Raw genomic sequence first — 14,098 nt, forward strand, 5'->3', positions numbered from 1 at the left:
GGATCGGTGTCGGGCCGGGTGCTGGTGGCGTCGGCGATGGCGGTCCGCAGCAGCTGGTAGACCACGAGAAGGGCGTAGATCTCCTGGTCGATGCCTTCGGTGGTGCGGGCGCGCAGGACCCGGCTGCCGAGGATGGTCGACTTCAGTTCCCGGTAGGCGGTTTCGATCTCCCAGCGCTGGTGGGTGGCGGTGGTGGTCGAGCAGGGTGGTGGCAAGCAGGTAGAGGCCGGTGTGCTTTCCGGCGGTGGTAGTGACGGTGGTCTCGCAGTCGACGACGCGGACAGGTACCGGGCCGAGCGTCGAGAGGTAGGAGCCGTCCCGGTAGCGGGCCGGGACGGGCATCCGGCGGCCGTTCTTGAGCCGGACCAGGACCTCGGCACCGGTGGCCGCGATGTCCGCCAGGAGCCCTTGAGCGCCGAAGTTGCGGTCGGCGAGCAGGATCATCCCGGGGCGCGGGCGGGGCAGCAGGCACGGGGCGTAGGTGGTCTCGCCCGCGGTGGTGGGGCTGAAGATCGTGTCGGCGCGGCCACCGGTAAGCCCGGACAGTGCCCCGGTGAGCTTGCGCCACACGCCGGGGTATCCCACCTCGGGGAAGAGGCACGCGGCCAGGACCAGGTAGATTACGACCTGGGAGGGCAGATCCCGCACCCGCTGCTGCACGGCCTTGGCAGCGCTCAGGGCCTCGTCGACCATCTCGAACGGAACGAGCTGGGTGAGTTCACCGAGATGACCGGGCGCAAACCGCCCTCCGGCCACCGTGGGGGTACGAGCGATGGCAGACTGTTCGGACAGCGGAGCCTCCGGTCTTTGTGAACGGCTTGTCTTGGACGACTGCCAGTTCTACCGGGGCTCCGTTCCTCACCGTCAGGCGAATCCACAGCTCAAAGGCCCTGGACAACCCCACCCGAGCCGCAACTTCACGGCCTTGGCGCTGGCCCCCTCGCAGCGCGCCCGATCAGTGGTCGCCGTGGACCGCGAGCGCGTCGATCTCTACCAGCAGCCCTGCCGGAAGACCGACGTAGACCGTCGTGCGGGCCGGCAGTGTCTCGCACCCGTGTCCGCTGAAGTACTCGCGGTAGGTGTCGTTGAACTCTTCGAGGTGGCTGGTATCCGTGAGATAGACGCGGATCATGAGAACGTCCTCCCAATCGGTTCGCCCCTCGGTGAGGACCTCCCGCACGTTGTCGAGCGCCTGAAGGGTCTGGGTGCGCACCGACGCTACGGGGGCGGGTGCTGAAGCGTCCGGCGCGGTGGGTGCGACACCGACCTGGCCAGCCACCTGCAGCAGGGGCCCGATCGAGACACCGGGCGAGAAGGGGCCGACGGTCTTGGTGCGGGAGGCGGGGACGATGGCTGTCGGCGTTGCCGTGTGGTTCATGGAGTGGTTTCCTTCGGGGATGGTGTGTGGGAGCAAGGGCCGGTCGCTCGGTTCGCGGGGTCACACGTCGGCCTCGAACGCCCGGGTGAGGCCGGCCAGGATGTCTTCCAGAACGGCGTGGGACGTCGCGAAGTTCAGCCGCAGGAACCCGTCGGCGCCGAGCCCGAAGGGGCTGCCGCCGTCCAGCAGAACGCCACCGGCCTTGCGTACCCGCTCCACCGGCGGTTCTTCCAGTCCCAGCGGGCGGGCGTCGATCCAGGCCAGGTAGGTGGCTTCCGGCGTGTGATGACGCAGGTGCGGCAGCTGTGCACGCAGCACCTGCTCCACCCGGCGACGGTTGCGGTCCAGGACGGTCAGCAGCTCACGTTGCCATGCGTCGCCGTTCCGCCACGCGGCCTCGGTGGCGACCACGCCGAGCGGGGACACGGTGCCGTACAGATCCGGCGGCTGCGCGTCCCGCAGCGCGAGCAGCCGGTCCGGGCCGTAATGGGTGACGGCGCAACGGATCGCGGCGAGGTTGAACGCCTTGGTGGCGGACGTCAGCGTCACGGTCCGGCGGGCCGTGTCGGGGGACAGGCTCGCGAAGGGGATGTGCCGGTGCGGGGCGTAGACCAGTTCGGAGTGGATCTCGTCGCTGATGACGAGCAGGTCGTGGCGCCGGGCGAGAGCGGCGAGCTCTTCCAGCTCCGGGCGGGTCAGGACGCGGCCCGTCGGGTTGTGCGGGTTGACCAGCACCAGGACCTTGCAGCCCGACTGTGTCACCGAGGCGTCCAGGGCGGCGAAATCCATGCGCCAGCCCTCGTCCGTGTCCTGCATCGGGATGGGCACGGCGAGCCGTCCCATGGTCGACAACGTGGCGAGGAACGGTGGGTAGTTGGGCGTCTGCACGGCGACCGCATCGCCCGGGCTCGTCGCCAGGTGCAGGATGAGCTGAAGGCACTGGATCAGGTCGGTCTGCTCGCGTACCCGGTCCGCCCCTGCCGACCAGCCGTAGCGGTCGGTCATCCGCCGGGCGAAGGCGACGCGCAGCGGGCTGCCGTCCGGCCAGTCCGGGTAGCCGAGGTCGCGTCGCTCGACGGCGTCACGCAGCGCGTCGGTGACGGCCGGGGGAGTGGGAAAGTCCATGTCCGCCACCCAGGCGGGCAGCAGGTCCGGTCCCGGACGATGCCACTTCACACTGGCGCGGGCGCGCAGCCAGTCACGGTCCAGGTCGTCGAAGCCGGGCAGCCGCAGCGGTTCGGAGGACCCGGTCGACTCGGCTGACTCGGCGTTCACAACGAAAGTCACGAGGAAGCTCCCTGCTTGAGCAGATCGCGGGTGATCTGGATCTGGCCGTAGTGCTGGGCCAGTTCTTCGAGTACGTGGAGTTGGACGCCTTGCACGCTCAACGGGCGGTCCGGGCCCTCGAAGTCGGCGGGCGGTGTGTTGCGAGGCGACGATGACGGGGTCACCTGAGCGAGGTCGGCCTTGAGCTGCTCGAACAGCTCGTCGACCTGTCGGTGAAGGTCCTTTCCGTGCCCGGTGGCCGTGAACTCCGAAGCGCGGTCACGGTCGATCTCACGTCCCGCGATGACGTGGCCGGTCCAGTAGTCGGCGACCGCCGCGCAGTGGTAGGCGATCGCGTAGACGGAGTTCGCGCCGGGAAGCGGCGGGCGGGTGTTCGCCAGGTCGTCGCCCAGCTCCTCCAGCACGTCGAGCATGCCGTCGAAGGCGCGACGCAAGAAGTACAGGTACTCGTTCTGATCTTGCATGGGGAAGGTTCCTCATCGGCGGGGGGACGATGGTGTAACCACTATATGCGGTTACTAATGCAGAGTGGAGCGCCGTTGTGCCCCCTGTCAATAGGGCAACCACCTCGGGAACGATGCAGGTCACGCCACTACGTGCCGTCATCGTCGCCGACGGATGCAGTCTGGGTGAGTGATCTGCCTGCTTGAAGCGTGGAACATGCGTGACTCCATTGACAGGTTATTTCTTGAGTGTCACGGTGAGCCATCGACTGGAGCGGCAGGGCTACCGCTCATGCGCCGGCGCCGACACGGCCGCCCGTCGTCCCCCGAGACCGCTCGTCCCCACACGCCGCGCCGACACCGCGCGTACACCGAGGTCCACAACTCCTCGAAGTGGCGGACCAGCACACCAGGCACACCGCCGAGCGGCGCCTGTGTCCCGTCATGCCCCAACCCCACCACGGACCCACAGGACTACACCATGAACGAAAACCATGCCCCGGCAGACCCGACGAAGAGACCACTCACCGAGCATCACGGAATCAGCTGGATCGACGACAGCCGCCGGCACGGCCGCGAGCGGGACCAGTTCTCCATGCGCTTCGCGCCCGTCGTCTACCTGGCGCCGGTGGTGCTCGGCGGAGCCGGTATTCCGCTCGGCCTGGGGCTGATCGGCAGTGTCACCGCGATCGTGGTCGGCAACCTCCTCGGATCACTGGCCACCGCCGCCTGCGCAGTGATGGGCCCGCGCCTGGGCATACCGCAGGTCACCATGAGCAGGGCCTCGTTCGGCTACCGCGGGAACTACCTCCCCGCATTCCTCGGCATCCTGCTGTTCATCGGCTACTTCAGCCTCGGCACCGTGCTCGGCGCACGCTCACTGGCGAACCTGACCGGGCTGCCGTACCCGCCCATGGTCGCGGTGGTCGGCGGCCTGAGCGTGCTGATCGCCGTCTTCGGCTACGACACCCTCCAGGCCGTGGGCCAGTGGCTGACCCGCGTCAGCCTGGTCGTCTTCGGCACCGTATCCGTCGCCGTGGTGCTGCACGGAACGGGACCCGCCACCTCCTCGCACACCGCCTCGGGCCACTACTTGACGACGTGGCTGCTGGTGTGCAGCATCGTCTTCTCCTACACCGTCAGCTGGACCATCTACGCCTCCGACTACTCGCGTTACCTCCCGGCAAGCGGCCGCGCCGGGAGCATGTTCCTGTGGGCGTTCGGCGGGATCTTCACGTCTGCCACCTGGATGATGGTGTTGGGAGCCGCGCTGACCATGCTGGCGGGCGGCGATCCGCTCGCCGGGCTCGGCATCGTGCTGCCGGATCCGCTACTGAAGACGGTGCTGGTCGTGCTGGTGATCGGGGCTCTGTCGCACAACGCCGTCAACCTCTACAGCGGCGCCATGGCAGGTCTGACGTGCGACCTCCCGTTGCGCCGTACCACCGTCGTCGTGGCCGGCGGAGCGGTCGGCTGTGCGCTGTCCGTTGTCATGGGCGGTTCGAACTTCCAGTCGCACTTCAACACGTTCCTGCTGATGGTGTCGTACTTCGTCATGCCCTGGCTGGCCATCCTGCTCATCGACTTCTACCGGACGCACCAGGGCGGCCGCGGCTACCCCAGGCCCACTGTGTTCCACGACAAGAACGGCCCGTACCGGGGCACACGCCCACGCGCGCTCCTGGCCTTCTTCCTGGGGATCGGAGCGGCGGTGCCCTTCATGGCGACCGACGCCTACACCGGGCCGATAGGCCACATGCTGGGCGGCGCCGACATTAGCTACGCGACCTCCTTCGCTGTGGCCACCGTGACCTACGGACTCCTCAGAAAGCCCCACGCCGCCACGGAGCCCTCCGCCATCGACCCGGCTCTCACCCAGAAGGTGAGCTGAACCACCGGCGCATCAGGGGTACCCAACGACGGTGTGGGCGGCCACGACCTCTCTGTGGCCGCCCATACCGGCGTGCACCGCCTGTTGTGAGGTCAGCGGGGGCAGACGTCGTGAACCGTGGAGCGATGCAGCTCGCCGTGCAGACGCCTGTACCCCCAGCTCGGGTTCTCCTTCGCCAGGCGCAGCACCAGGAGGCGGATCGAGCGCACTGTGCGTGGCCGTCCCGGGCGTGTGGGCCGGCAGGAGGCGGCATGGCGGCGTTTGACGAGGTTGCGGTGCCAACACAGCACCGTGTCGGGGCGTACGAGCAGCCGTACACTTCGCAAGACGTGCGGTGGCAGCCGGTGCAGCAGCGCCGCCAGGAACGCCCGATCGCTCGGCGTGAACCGGATCTTTTCTTTGCCGAGTTGGCGTTCCAGCACAGGCGCAGCATCGCGAACGCGTTCAGCCTGTGCATGGGGCTTCCCTAAAACTGACCGGGTCGCTCGAGTTGGCGCTCTCGCGCAGCTGCCGTCAGCGCGTCATGATGATCGATCGTGCTGCTGCGACTGGCTTACCTGGGTGTGGTGAACTCCCACCAGGACGGATGAGGTTTCCGGCAAGGGCAATGCTGCCTCAGAGTGGCTTGGGGCCTGCTGAGGTCTGACAGAGCCGAGCCATCAGGTGCGCCCGGGTGACATGATTTCCGGCACCCACAGGGTCGTCCACGATCTGACACTAGGCCGGGCTCGCCCGGTGGCCTCGCGACGGCATGATCGACCTACGGGTTCAGGCGCCAGAGCCGTCTTCTGCCACTGCGACCTGCGACTGATCATGCGCATGAAGACCGTCATGCCGCCCGGCGCAACGCCGCCGCTCGTAACGCAGAAACGAATGTGCCCGTGCCCGGGTTCTCGGCCGGACAGAGACACATTCGTCGATTCTGGGCCCGCAGAGACCGCGGAAGCAGCGCCGCATTATGTGCCGGCGCCCGTGAAAGAATCTATCGCTACATCCTCAAAAATGAATTCGTGCAGCAATAGGCCGAGCAATGCGCCCGCTCTTGACTAGGCGCCGCATGCCCGACTCACTCAAACGGTGACGAGGCCGATGCCAGGGGCCTCGATGCTGATGAGGGGGGTGTCAGCGTTGACGTCGGCGTTGACGTCAACGCCGATGCCGCCGGCGACGTTGTCCAGCTCGGCGTCGGAAATCTCGGCGGTCTCGACTCGGGTGAAGTCCATGACTTTCCCTTCCTTTGTAATGGAATGTTTCACAAATGACACACGGACGATTGAATAAGCGCTCACCAGCCACATGACCGCCATTTGCCGGCCTGCTGCCGATGGGCATTCACGTAAGCCCGTGCCGACGCGATGAAAACACGCCAAGTACTGACCGAACCAGTCGAGCCACCGTGCGCGCATGGCGCATTTCGACAGAAAGCACCAAAAGAAACGGGGGGTTTCACATGACTCTCACAATCGGTGAACTCGTCGGACGCATCGACCTCGACGCGTCGGGGCAGCGCTGCCCCCGCCGAAACTCCGACCGTCCGGTCGCTGGCGTCCATCAAGCCCGCCAGGGGCCGCCGTGTGCTGGCGCTCATCGCGCTGATCGGGCCGCGGCTTCTCTGATCGGCTCATACTGGGTGGTGCGCGCACCGTCGCGGAGCTCCTTGTGGCGAGTGGTCTTACGGATCAGGGAGAGGCGCAGCAGGGCGTTGCGGGGCCGGTTGAGGTGGTGGTCGGCGCGGATGCGCTGTAGGGCACTCGCTGTAGTCCCACCTGCGTGTAACGAGACGCCGATGCCAGCGGAGCACCGCGTTCTCGTGCCGGAGCACGAGCAATTCAGCTTCCCCGGCCGTCCGCCGACGCAGCAACACCGCTGGAACCGAGAGCAGCTTCCGTGTGACCTGCGACACCAGTGAGACGATCACCTGGACGTGGTCCCAGCGCGCCCGCAAACCCCGCCAGACCGCCTACGACCTAGCGACGCATTCCTGAACGGCGCAGGCCTGTCTCGGTCAGATGGGTTCTGGCCGGCCGAACAGCAGGTCGTAGCCCCGGGGGAGCTGGAGCAGAATCTGGTTCGTCAGGTCTTCGCCGGCGAGGTCGGCCACGACGCTGAGCACGGCGCTGACATCCCACGTCGCGGTCTTCTCGGTGGCTCCTTCAATCCATGCCGCTGTCGCGCGGATGAACCGCTCGGGGGAGAGAGGTTCATGCGCCTGGAGTGGGTTGAGCAGTACCAGCGCGAACGTCTCCGGGAGCCGGGCGGCGAGTTCCGCTCGCACATCGCCCACCAGGTGCGCCCCCAGCAGAGCGAGAACGACGCGCGATGATCGCTCTGCCTCCTGCCGTGAGCCGTATTCGCCTCGCTCCTCGACTGCTGCCAGGAAGGCGTCCCACTGTGTGCGCACGATCATTCCTCCTGATGTGTCGGGCCCGGTGCTCTCGCCGGTGCACCTGGCGTGACCGCTGGGACGGCGGGGGCGTTGTCTTCCGGCGGTTTGCCGTCTCGTCGGCGCGGCCTTGGGGGCCGCGCCAACGCGGCGCGGCCGGCGATCTGCGCGGTGGGCGATGCCGGGGTGCCCCTGCCCGGTGGCAGGGGCCAGGTGGCTACTGGTTGGGTTGGGCGGCGCTGATGTCGCTGAGCGCGGAGTCGGGGTCGCGCTCAAGGGCGAGGTCGCCCAGGGAGACGATGCCCACCGGCCGGTTCTCTTCGACGACGGGCAGTCGGCGCATGGCCCGCTCCCGCATCAGCTGCACCGCTCGGTCGGTGTCATCGTCGGGGGAGACGGCGATCAGGTTTTCGCTGCAGATCTCCTGAACGGGCTTGGCGCCGNTCAGGTTTTCGCTGCAGATCTCCTGAACGGGCTTGGCGCCGACGTCCCCGCCCTCGGCAAGCGCCCGTACCACCAGGTCCCGGTCCGTGACCAGGCCGCGAAGCTGATCGCCTTCGGTGACCAGGACGTCGCCGATATCCTCCTCCCGCATGCGGCGGGCGACATCGGCCACAGGGGTCTGCGGCTGAACCGTGACAGGAGGACTGGTCATGATCTCTCGAATGCGCTGTGCCATGGAAACGCTCCTCAGTGCCTGAAGGTGCAATCCCCTTGGCCTGTACAGCAGCCTTCGCGGCTCCGAGTACCCGGCGAACGGCTTGTGCCTCATTCTGTGGGAAGGTTTCTGTCCCCGGAGGTGGGGGCCAAAGACAGGGATCAAGAATCGGCCGAGGTAACGCATCGCCCGCCAATCGTCCGGACATGGACCAGTGAAGGCGTCGCCCCGCGGGTGCCGCTCAGCTGAGCAGCTGCCGGAGAGATCCGGGCCTGGGGAGTCGCTGACCGGGATGCTGCCAGAGCGGCTTGTATGGTCCATGCGGCGATCTCAGTCCACCGTGACGCCTCCGGGCTTCCCGGTCTGCGGCTACGCGCGTGCTCAGGCCGCTCGCGTCACAAAAGCGCAGACCGGCCATGCGTTTTGTCGGTGGAAGGAAATCTTCAGCGCGTCCATGATCTCACCCCGGACCCCGGCAGGATGCCGGGCAGGTTCGAACTCCTCCGCTTGATGAGATCCGATCTTGCCGTGTTTCCTGAGCGCTCCCCGTAAGGCTGGCCTCCAGACCGCCCCAGGCAGGCAGGCGCCGCTGGCCGAACGCCGTGCCCCGAGCTGGGCCACGGGCCCGCTCGCGGAGTTCGACGATCTGTTCAGCCGCATGAGCAGCCTGCTGGAATCCACGGTGGGTGGCACCCTGGCGCCGGTGGCCGCGGGGATGACGTGGTCGCCGCTGGCCGATGTCTCCGAGACCGATGACGCCTACCAGATCGAGGTCGACCTCCGCGGCGCCAAGCGCGAGGACATCGACATCGAGATGGCGGGGCAGGAACTGGTCATCAGCGGCGAGCTCAGGGAACGCGAACGTGCCGGTTTCCTGCGGCGCGGCACCCGCCGTACCGGCCGGTTCGAGTACCGGGCCCTTCTTCCGGGCGAGGTCAACGCCGAAGGCGTCAGCGCGGCCCTTCGCGACGGTGTGCTGACCGTCGAGATCCCTAAGGTGGAGACGGCCAAGCCCCGGCACATCGAGATCACCTCAGGCGACTGACCCCTTCCCCGCCACTGGTGAGCCAAGCGGGCCGGAGCTGGGGCTCTGCCGAGGGGCGCCGGGCCCCGGCCCGCACGTACCAGCCGAGAAGAGCGAAGACGGCGCTGAATGCGGCGGTGAACTTGCTGTCCCGGTCCCGGATGAAAAACCGGAAGCACCCAGCCCTGTCGCTGAGGTCCCGTTGCGGTGCGGGCGGCAGGCCGGAGCGGCGCAGAACGCGCCGGATCGTCGCGGCGGCGACCCGATGGCCAAGCCGTCGCAGTTCGCCTTGGCTTCTGACGTATCCCCAGGTGGGGTTCTCTCTCGCCAGGCCCTGGATGAGCGCGACTGTCTCTTCCCGTAACGGTGGCCGACCGGATCTGACCGCCGTCTGGCGCCACTTCCAGCGCACGAGACGACGGTGCCAGGTCAGCAGTGTGCCTGGGGTGACCAGCCGATGGCGGTGGTCGAGCGGGCGATCAACAGGTTGAAGCAGTCCCGGGCCGTGGCCCCCCGGCGTGCTGCGTCCCGAACCCCGCTCAGGCCGCCCGACTGCTTGCCGCAGTCGAGGTCGCGGACCGGGCGACAGCCGCGTACGCCGCCAGTTGACGCAAGGTGGTCCACGGCCCACGAGTACAGGGCGCATCTCTTTGCATTGATGCGCTTATCGCATGAACAGATCTCGGTTCGATGCTGGACACGGATCCGTTGGTGCTTCGACACTCTCGCGTAACACCTCGGTCTGTCCCCCCAGCCCCGCCCACCGCCGCCGAGGGCCGTCCGCCGGGACCACACAGAGGCACCTGGTCCGGGTGCCCCACCGACTGAGACGAGGACCCATGAGAGGGATCACCAGACGCACGGTGCTCACCGTCGCGACAGGTGCGGTCACGGTTCCGGCCGTGAGCACGGCGACCGCCGCGGCCGCCGACACCACGACAGCGACATCCGAAGGACGACAGGCGGCCTCCGGACCCAATCCGGTCCTGCGAACGGACCTCGTCACGCGGGTGACGCCGAGAAACAATTGGCTGGTGACAGCCGTCGCTGTCCAATACTCGCATCGCATCGACTTACGCGGCGGGGTGATCCCGCCCACTGCCTTCCAGGTCAAGGCCACTGTGGGCAAGCAGACAGCGGCTCGCACGGTGACCCGGGTCTACCCCAACACCGTCGCCGAAGTGGACGACCGACCCGATCCCGGACGGCCGGGGGACCGCCTGATCGTCGAACTCGACCCGAACGACTCCAACGCGCGGGCCGCCGGCACCGATCCCCTTCCGCTCGACCGCGCATACTCCGTCAGACAGGTCGCCGACGTGCGCACCCCGGGAGGTGAACTGGTGCTCAGGGCTGGTCCGTTCGCGAGCCGGAACAACGAGATCCTCACTCCCGTGGTCGACGACTTCGCCGCCGGTTCCTTCACCGACTCCTCGGGCTTCGAACTGGACTTCCGGCTGTACCTGCCCGAGGGATTCGTACACAATCCTCAGACGCGCACGCGGTACCCGCTCGTCCTCACCCTGCACGGCGGTGGCGAAGTCGCGGACAACAACATGACGCAGCTCACGTCCAACCGGATCGCGGTCACGTTCGCCAAGCCGGAACGACAGCGCCGCAACCCCGCGTTCGTCCTCGCTCCGCAGATCCCCCTGCCCCGTCCCATGGACGGACCCGACGGCACGGACTGGACCGACGCCAAGGTCCAGGCCGCGCTGATCGAACTCATTGACACCTTCGTGAGCGAGCACTCCCGCAACGTGGACACGGACCGGCTCTACGTCGTCGGCCTGTCCTCAGGGGGGCGTGGCATCTACAGCCTGCTGGCGAAGCGACCCGAGCTGTTCGCGGCTGCCCTGCCCACGGCCGGCTGGGGCGACCCGGCCGCCATGGAGAGGATCACGCACATTCCGATGTGGGCCGACCACTCCGTCGACGACCCGGTCGTCCCCTACCGGGAGGGCCGGTTCGGCAACCCCGGTACCTGGACACTGATGAACGCGCTCGAGGCCGCCGGTGCACCGGTCAGCCGCGGAGAGTGGGCCAACGATCTGCCGAAGGCGCAATTCGAGGCCCGGTCGCGGGAGCTCCTACGGCGGGCCCGGGCAGCGCACAGTCACGTCCTGTTCACGAGTTATACGTCCGGAACGACACCGGTGAACCCGCACTTCGCATGGGCCCAGACGTACGAGAACGACGTGGTCATCGACTGGCTCTTCGAACAGTCCCGGTAGCCGGCCGCACGCGGCGGTCACCCGGTCCACCACCGTGGCGGACACACCCCAGTCCGACCTCAGGGCCCCGGCAAGTCCGGCAGCGTCGGCGCAGTCTCGGCCCCGGCGAGAAATGTTGCTTGCTGTCGTGTGCAGTCAGCCCGATTCGCCCATCTCCATTCCGTCCATCAGAGCCTGAATTTTCAGACTCAGATCGTCGAGTGCTTTCGTTGGTGAGGAGTCCGCATGGAGTTCAATCGGACATCGGTACGACGTCGCAGGAAAAGCCGGTTGCGCCGCACGGCCCTGATCGCGGGAGCGAGCGCGATGCTCCTTGCCGCGGGCACGGCCGTGGCCCCTGGCGCCTCGGGCGTGGGCGCGGGTGACGCTCGGGGCACCGTCAGCGTGTCTCCCCGCGTCGCTGCCCTCATCGCCCGGATGTCGCTGGACGAGAAGTTGTCCTTCGTCCATGGAGGCACCGACCCCCGTGCCCTCGGCCAGGCCGGATACATCCCCGGGGTTCCCCGCCTCGGCATCCCCGAACTGCGGCTCACCGACGGTCCGGCGGGCGTACGGGTCAACGCGCACGCCACCGCGATGCCGGCGCCGGTCGCGCTCGCCTCGTCCTTCGACGACCGACTGGCCCGTACGTTCGGCCAGGTCATCGGGCGCGACGGCCGTGCGCTCGGCCAGGACGTCCTCCTCTCACCGATGACGAACATCATCCGGGTGCCGTACGCGGGGCGGAACTTCGAGACCTTCAGCGAGGACCCGCTGCTCAGCTCCCGCATGGTGTCCGGCGAGATCGGGGGCGTTCAGAGCCAGGGCCTGATGGCCACCGTCAAGCACTACGCGGAGAACAACCAGGAAGACAACCGCATGGGGGTGAACGTCAACGTCGACGAGCAGACCCTGCGTCAGATCGAGCTGCCCGCGTTCGAGGCCGCCGTCAAGGCCGGCGCCGGTTCGGTGATGTGCTCGTACAACTCGGTGAACGGCAGTCACGGCTGCGGCAGCGACGAACTGCTCAACTCGATCCTCAAAGAGCAGTGGGGCTTCCAGGGCTGGGTCATGTCGGACTGGAGCGCGGCCCACGCGACGACCGACATCGTGAACGGCCTCGACCAGGAGATGCCGAGCGGCGTCTTTCTGGGCGACAAACTGAAGACCGCGATAACGAACGGCACCATTCCGGTCTCGGAGCTCAACGACTCGGTCGCCCGCATCCTGGGCCAGATGAACAAATTCGGCCTCCTCGACGGCACCGCGGGCCAGCGGCCCGCACGCGACCCGAAGGGCGGCGCCAAGGTCGCGCAGAAGGTGGCCGAGTCCGGATCGGTCCTGCTGAAGAACACCGGCAAGGCGCTTCCGCTGACCGGCGAGGACACCAACATCGGACTCATCGGCCCGACCGCGAAGACACCGAAGGTCACCGGCGGCGGCAGCTCCAACGTCGTACCGGACTCCGCGGCCTCGCCGCTGGCCACCATCACGCAGCGGGCCGGCCGGAATGCCACAGTGCGCTACGCGGCCGGCGTCGACAACACCGGCGCCCCCCTTCCCACGACGGCCCTCAGCCCCGCCCTGCCGGTCGGCTCGGACGGCACGATCACCGTCACCCCGGACGCCTCCTTCGACTACAGCGGCACCCTCACGGTGCCGGCCGACGGCGACTACTCCTTCGTCTACGACCTTCCCGCCGCGTACGGCGCGCTGAAGATCGACGGCAAGAGCGTCATCACCGGCTTCCTGGGCTCCAGCAGCGCCACGGTGCACCTCACGGCGGGAACGCACCGTTTCGCGGCCAACGCCCAAGCCATCCAGGGCGCACCGGCCAAGATCCGGCTGAACTGGGTCACCCCGCAGGCCGCGCAGGCCGCCCGGAAGCAGGCCGTGGCCCTGGCCCGCCAGGTGGAGACCCCCATCGTCTTCGCCTACGACGACGGTACCGAGGGTGTCGACCGGAAGAACCTCTCTCTGCCGGCCGACCAGAACGGGCTCATCTCCGCCGTCGCCGACGCCAACCCGAACACGATCGTCGTCCTCAACACGGGATCGTCGATCACCATGCCGTGGCTGTCCAAGGTCAAGGCGGTGCTCGACACGTACTACCCCGGGCAAAACGGGGCCGAGGCCACCGCCCGCCTGCTCTACGGCGACGTGAACCCGTCGGGCAAGACCACCCAGACGTTCCCCGCGAGCGAGTCCGCCACACCGGTCGCCGGCGACCCGCTCAGGTACCCGGGAGTGGACAACCAGGAGAACTACTCCGAGGGCATCTACGTGGGCTACCGCTGGTACGACAAGGAGAAGGCCGCCCCGCTGTTCCCCTTCGGCTACGGCCTGTCGTACACCTCCTTCGCCTACCGCGACCTCGCGGTTCGGCAGAGTCACGGCAAGTTGACCGTCTCGTTCACGCTGAAGAACACCGGCACCCGCGACGGTGACGAGGTCGCCCAGGTCTACGTCGGTGCGAGCCCGGAGACCACCGCGCCCCAGGCGGTGCGCTCGCTCGGCGGCTACCAGAAGGTGCATCTGCGCGCCGGTCAGTCGAAGACCGTACGCATCCAGGTCGACGCACAGCAGCTGAAGTACTGGAACGCCTCCTCCCACGCCTGGGAGCTCGGCACCGGGCACCGGGAGGTGTGGGTCGGCTCCTCGTCGCGGACGCTCCCCCTGCACGGCGGCGTCAAGGTCACCCGCTGACCGCCCGGCGCGCGACATCGGCCGGGTGACGAGCGGCGTCTGATGCCGGGCCGGCCCCGGCCCGGCTCCTTCCCTCCACCACCAAGGGTGCCGGCCGCACCGTGCGGCCGGCACC

Annotated in this window: 11 protein-coding genes and 1 pseudogene; 5 read left to right on the top strand and 7 right to left on the bottom strand. The window is 68.0% G+C overall.

Annotated features, from left to right (window positions below; all coding sequences use genetic code 11):
- Positions 1-594 precede the first annotated feature (594 nt).
- The 4 genes and pseudogenes from EEJ42_RS52450 to EEJ42_RS04515 form a co-directional block, all read right to left on the bottom strand.
- Positions 595-693, bottom strand: a pseudogene (locus tag EEJ42_RS52450) (transposase domain-containing protein); the annotation flags it as partial.
- A 262-nt stretch (positions 694-955) separates the two neighbouring features.
- On the bottom strand, positions 956-1,378 hold the full coding sequence (locus tag EEJ42_RS04505) for a RidA family protein (RefSeq protein ID WP_123098706.1): 423 nt from the start codon (positions 1,376-1,378) through the stop codon (positions 956-958).
- Positions 1,379-1,438: 60 nt separating this feature from the next.
- Positions 1,439-2,665, bottom strand: a complete 1,227-nt coding sequence (locus EEJ42_RS04510; protein ID WP_123098707.1) for a MalY/PatB family protein — start codon at positions 2,663-2,665, stop codon at positions 1,439-1,441.
- Positions 2,662-3,129, bottom strand: a complete 468-nt coding sequence (locus tag EEJ42_RS04515) for a DinB family protein (protein ID WP_123098708.1) — start codon at positions 3,127-3,129, stop codon at positions 2,662-2,664. Before EEJ42_RS04515 ends, EEJ42_RS04510 begins: the two co-directional genes overlap by 4 nt.
- 460 nt (positions 3,130-3,589) lie before the next feature.
- On the opposite strand from EEJ42_RS04515, the gene EEJ42_RS04520 reads away from it, so the two are divergent.
- Positions 3,590-4,999 (top strand): purine-cytosine permease family protein, encoded by a 1,410-nt coding sequence (locus EEJ42_RS04520; protein ID WP_184502928.1) that lies wholly within the window; start codon positions 3,590-3,592, stop codon positions 4,997-4,999.
- 251 nt (positions 5,000-5,250) lie between these two features.
- Positions 5,251-5,469, top strand: coding sequence for a hypothetical protein (locus tag EEJ42_RS51675; protein ID WP_221179321.1), 219 nt, complete (start codon positions 5,251-5,253; stop codon positions 5,467-5,469).
- Positions 5,470-6,069: 600 nt separating this feature from the next.
- Here EEJ42_RS51675 and EEJ42_RS50625 read toward each other — a convergent pair.
- From EEJ42_RS50625 to EEJ42_RS04540, 3 genes are all read right to left on the bottom strand, one after another.
- Positions 6,070-6,222: a hypothetical protein gene (locus EEJ42_RS50625; RefSeq protein WP_184502929.1), complete on the bottom strand. Its 153-nt coding sequence runs from the start codon at positions 6,220-6,222 to the stop codon at positions 6,070-6,072.
- 782 nt (positions 6,223-7,004) lie between these two features.
- Positions 7,005-7,406, bottom strand: coding sequence for a DUF2267 domain-containing protein (locus EEJ42_RS04535; protein WP_123098710.1), 402 nt, complete (start codon positions 7,404-7,406; stop codon positions 7,005-7,007).
- Between the two features lie 193 nt (positions 7,407-7,599).
- Positions 7,600-8,061: a CBS domain-containing protein gene (locus tag EEJ42_RS04540; RefSeq protein WP_123098711.1), complete on the bottom strand. Its 462-nt coding sequence runs from the start codon at positions 8,059-8,061 to the stop codon at positions 7,600-7,602.
- A gap of 502 nt (positions 8,062-8,563) precedes the next feature.
- Here EEJ42_RS04540 and EEJ42_RS04545 point away from each other — a divergent pair.
- The 3 genes from EEJ42_RS04545 (at position 8,564) to EEJ42_RS04560 (ending at position 13,983) form a co-directional block, all read left to right on the top strand.
- Entirely contained in the window at positions 8,564-9,085 is a 522-nt protein-coding gene (locus EEJ42_RS04545; RefSeq protein WP_342778241.1) for an Hsp20/alpha crystallin family protein, read from the top strand.
- Positions 9,086-9,903: 818 nt separating this feature from the next.
- Positions 9,904-11,298, top strand: a complete 1,395-nt coding sequence (locus EEJ42_RS04555; RefSeq protein ID WP_123098712.1) for a prolyl oligopeptidase family serine peptidase — start codon at positions 9,904-9,906, stop codon at positions 11,296-11,298.
- Positions 11,299-11,568: 270 nt separating this feature from the next.
- Entirely contained in the window at positions 11,569-13,983 is a 2,415-nt protein-coding gene (locus EEJ42_RS04560) for a beta-glucosidase family protein (RefSeq protein WP_246096044.1), read from the top strand.
- The last annotated feature ends 115 nt before the right edge of the window (positions 13,984-14,098 follow it).

The sequence above is a fragment of the Streptomyces botrytidirepellens genome (genome assembly GCF_003721215.1).
GTDB lineage: Bacteria > Actinomycetota > Actinomycetes > Streptomycetales > Streptomycetaceae > Streptomyces > Streptomyces himastatinicus.

Coding starts and splice junctions, on each gene's coding strand:
- EEJ42_RS04535 (WP_123098710.1), bottom strand. CDS start 7,406: ATGATCGTGCGCACACAGTGGGACGCCTTCCTGGCAGCAGTCGAGGAG.
- EEJ42_RS04520 (WP_184502928.1), top strand. CDS start 3,590: ATGAACGAAAACCATGCCCCGGCAGACCCGACGAAGAGACCACTCACC.
- EEJ42_RS04555 (WP_123098712.1), top strand. CDS start 9,904: ATGAGAGGGATCACCAGACGCACGGTGCTCACCGTCGCGACAGGTGCG.
- EEJ42_RS50625 (WP_184502929.1), bottom strand. CDS start 6,222: ATGGACTTCACCCGAGTCGAGACCGCCGAGATTTCCGACGCCGAGCTG.
- EEJ42_RS51675 (WP_221179321.1), top strand. CDS start 5,251: ATGGCGGCGTTTGACGAGGTTGCGGTGCCAACACAGCACCGTGTCGGG.
- EEJ42_RS04515 (WP_123098708.1), bottom strand. CDS start 3,129: ATGCAAGATCAGAACGAGTACCTGTACTTCTTGCGTCGCGCCTTCGAC.
- EEJ42_RS04505 (WP_123098706.1), bottom strand. CDS start 1,378: ATGAACCACACGGCAACGCCGACAGCCATCGTCCCCGCCTCCCGCACC.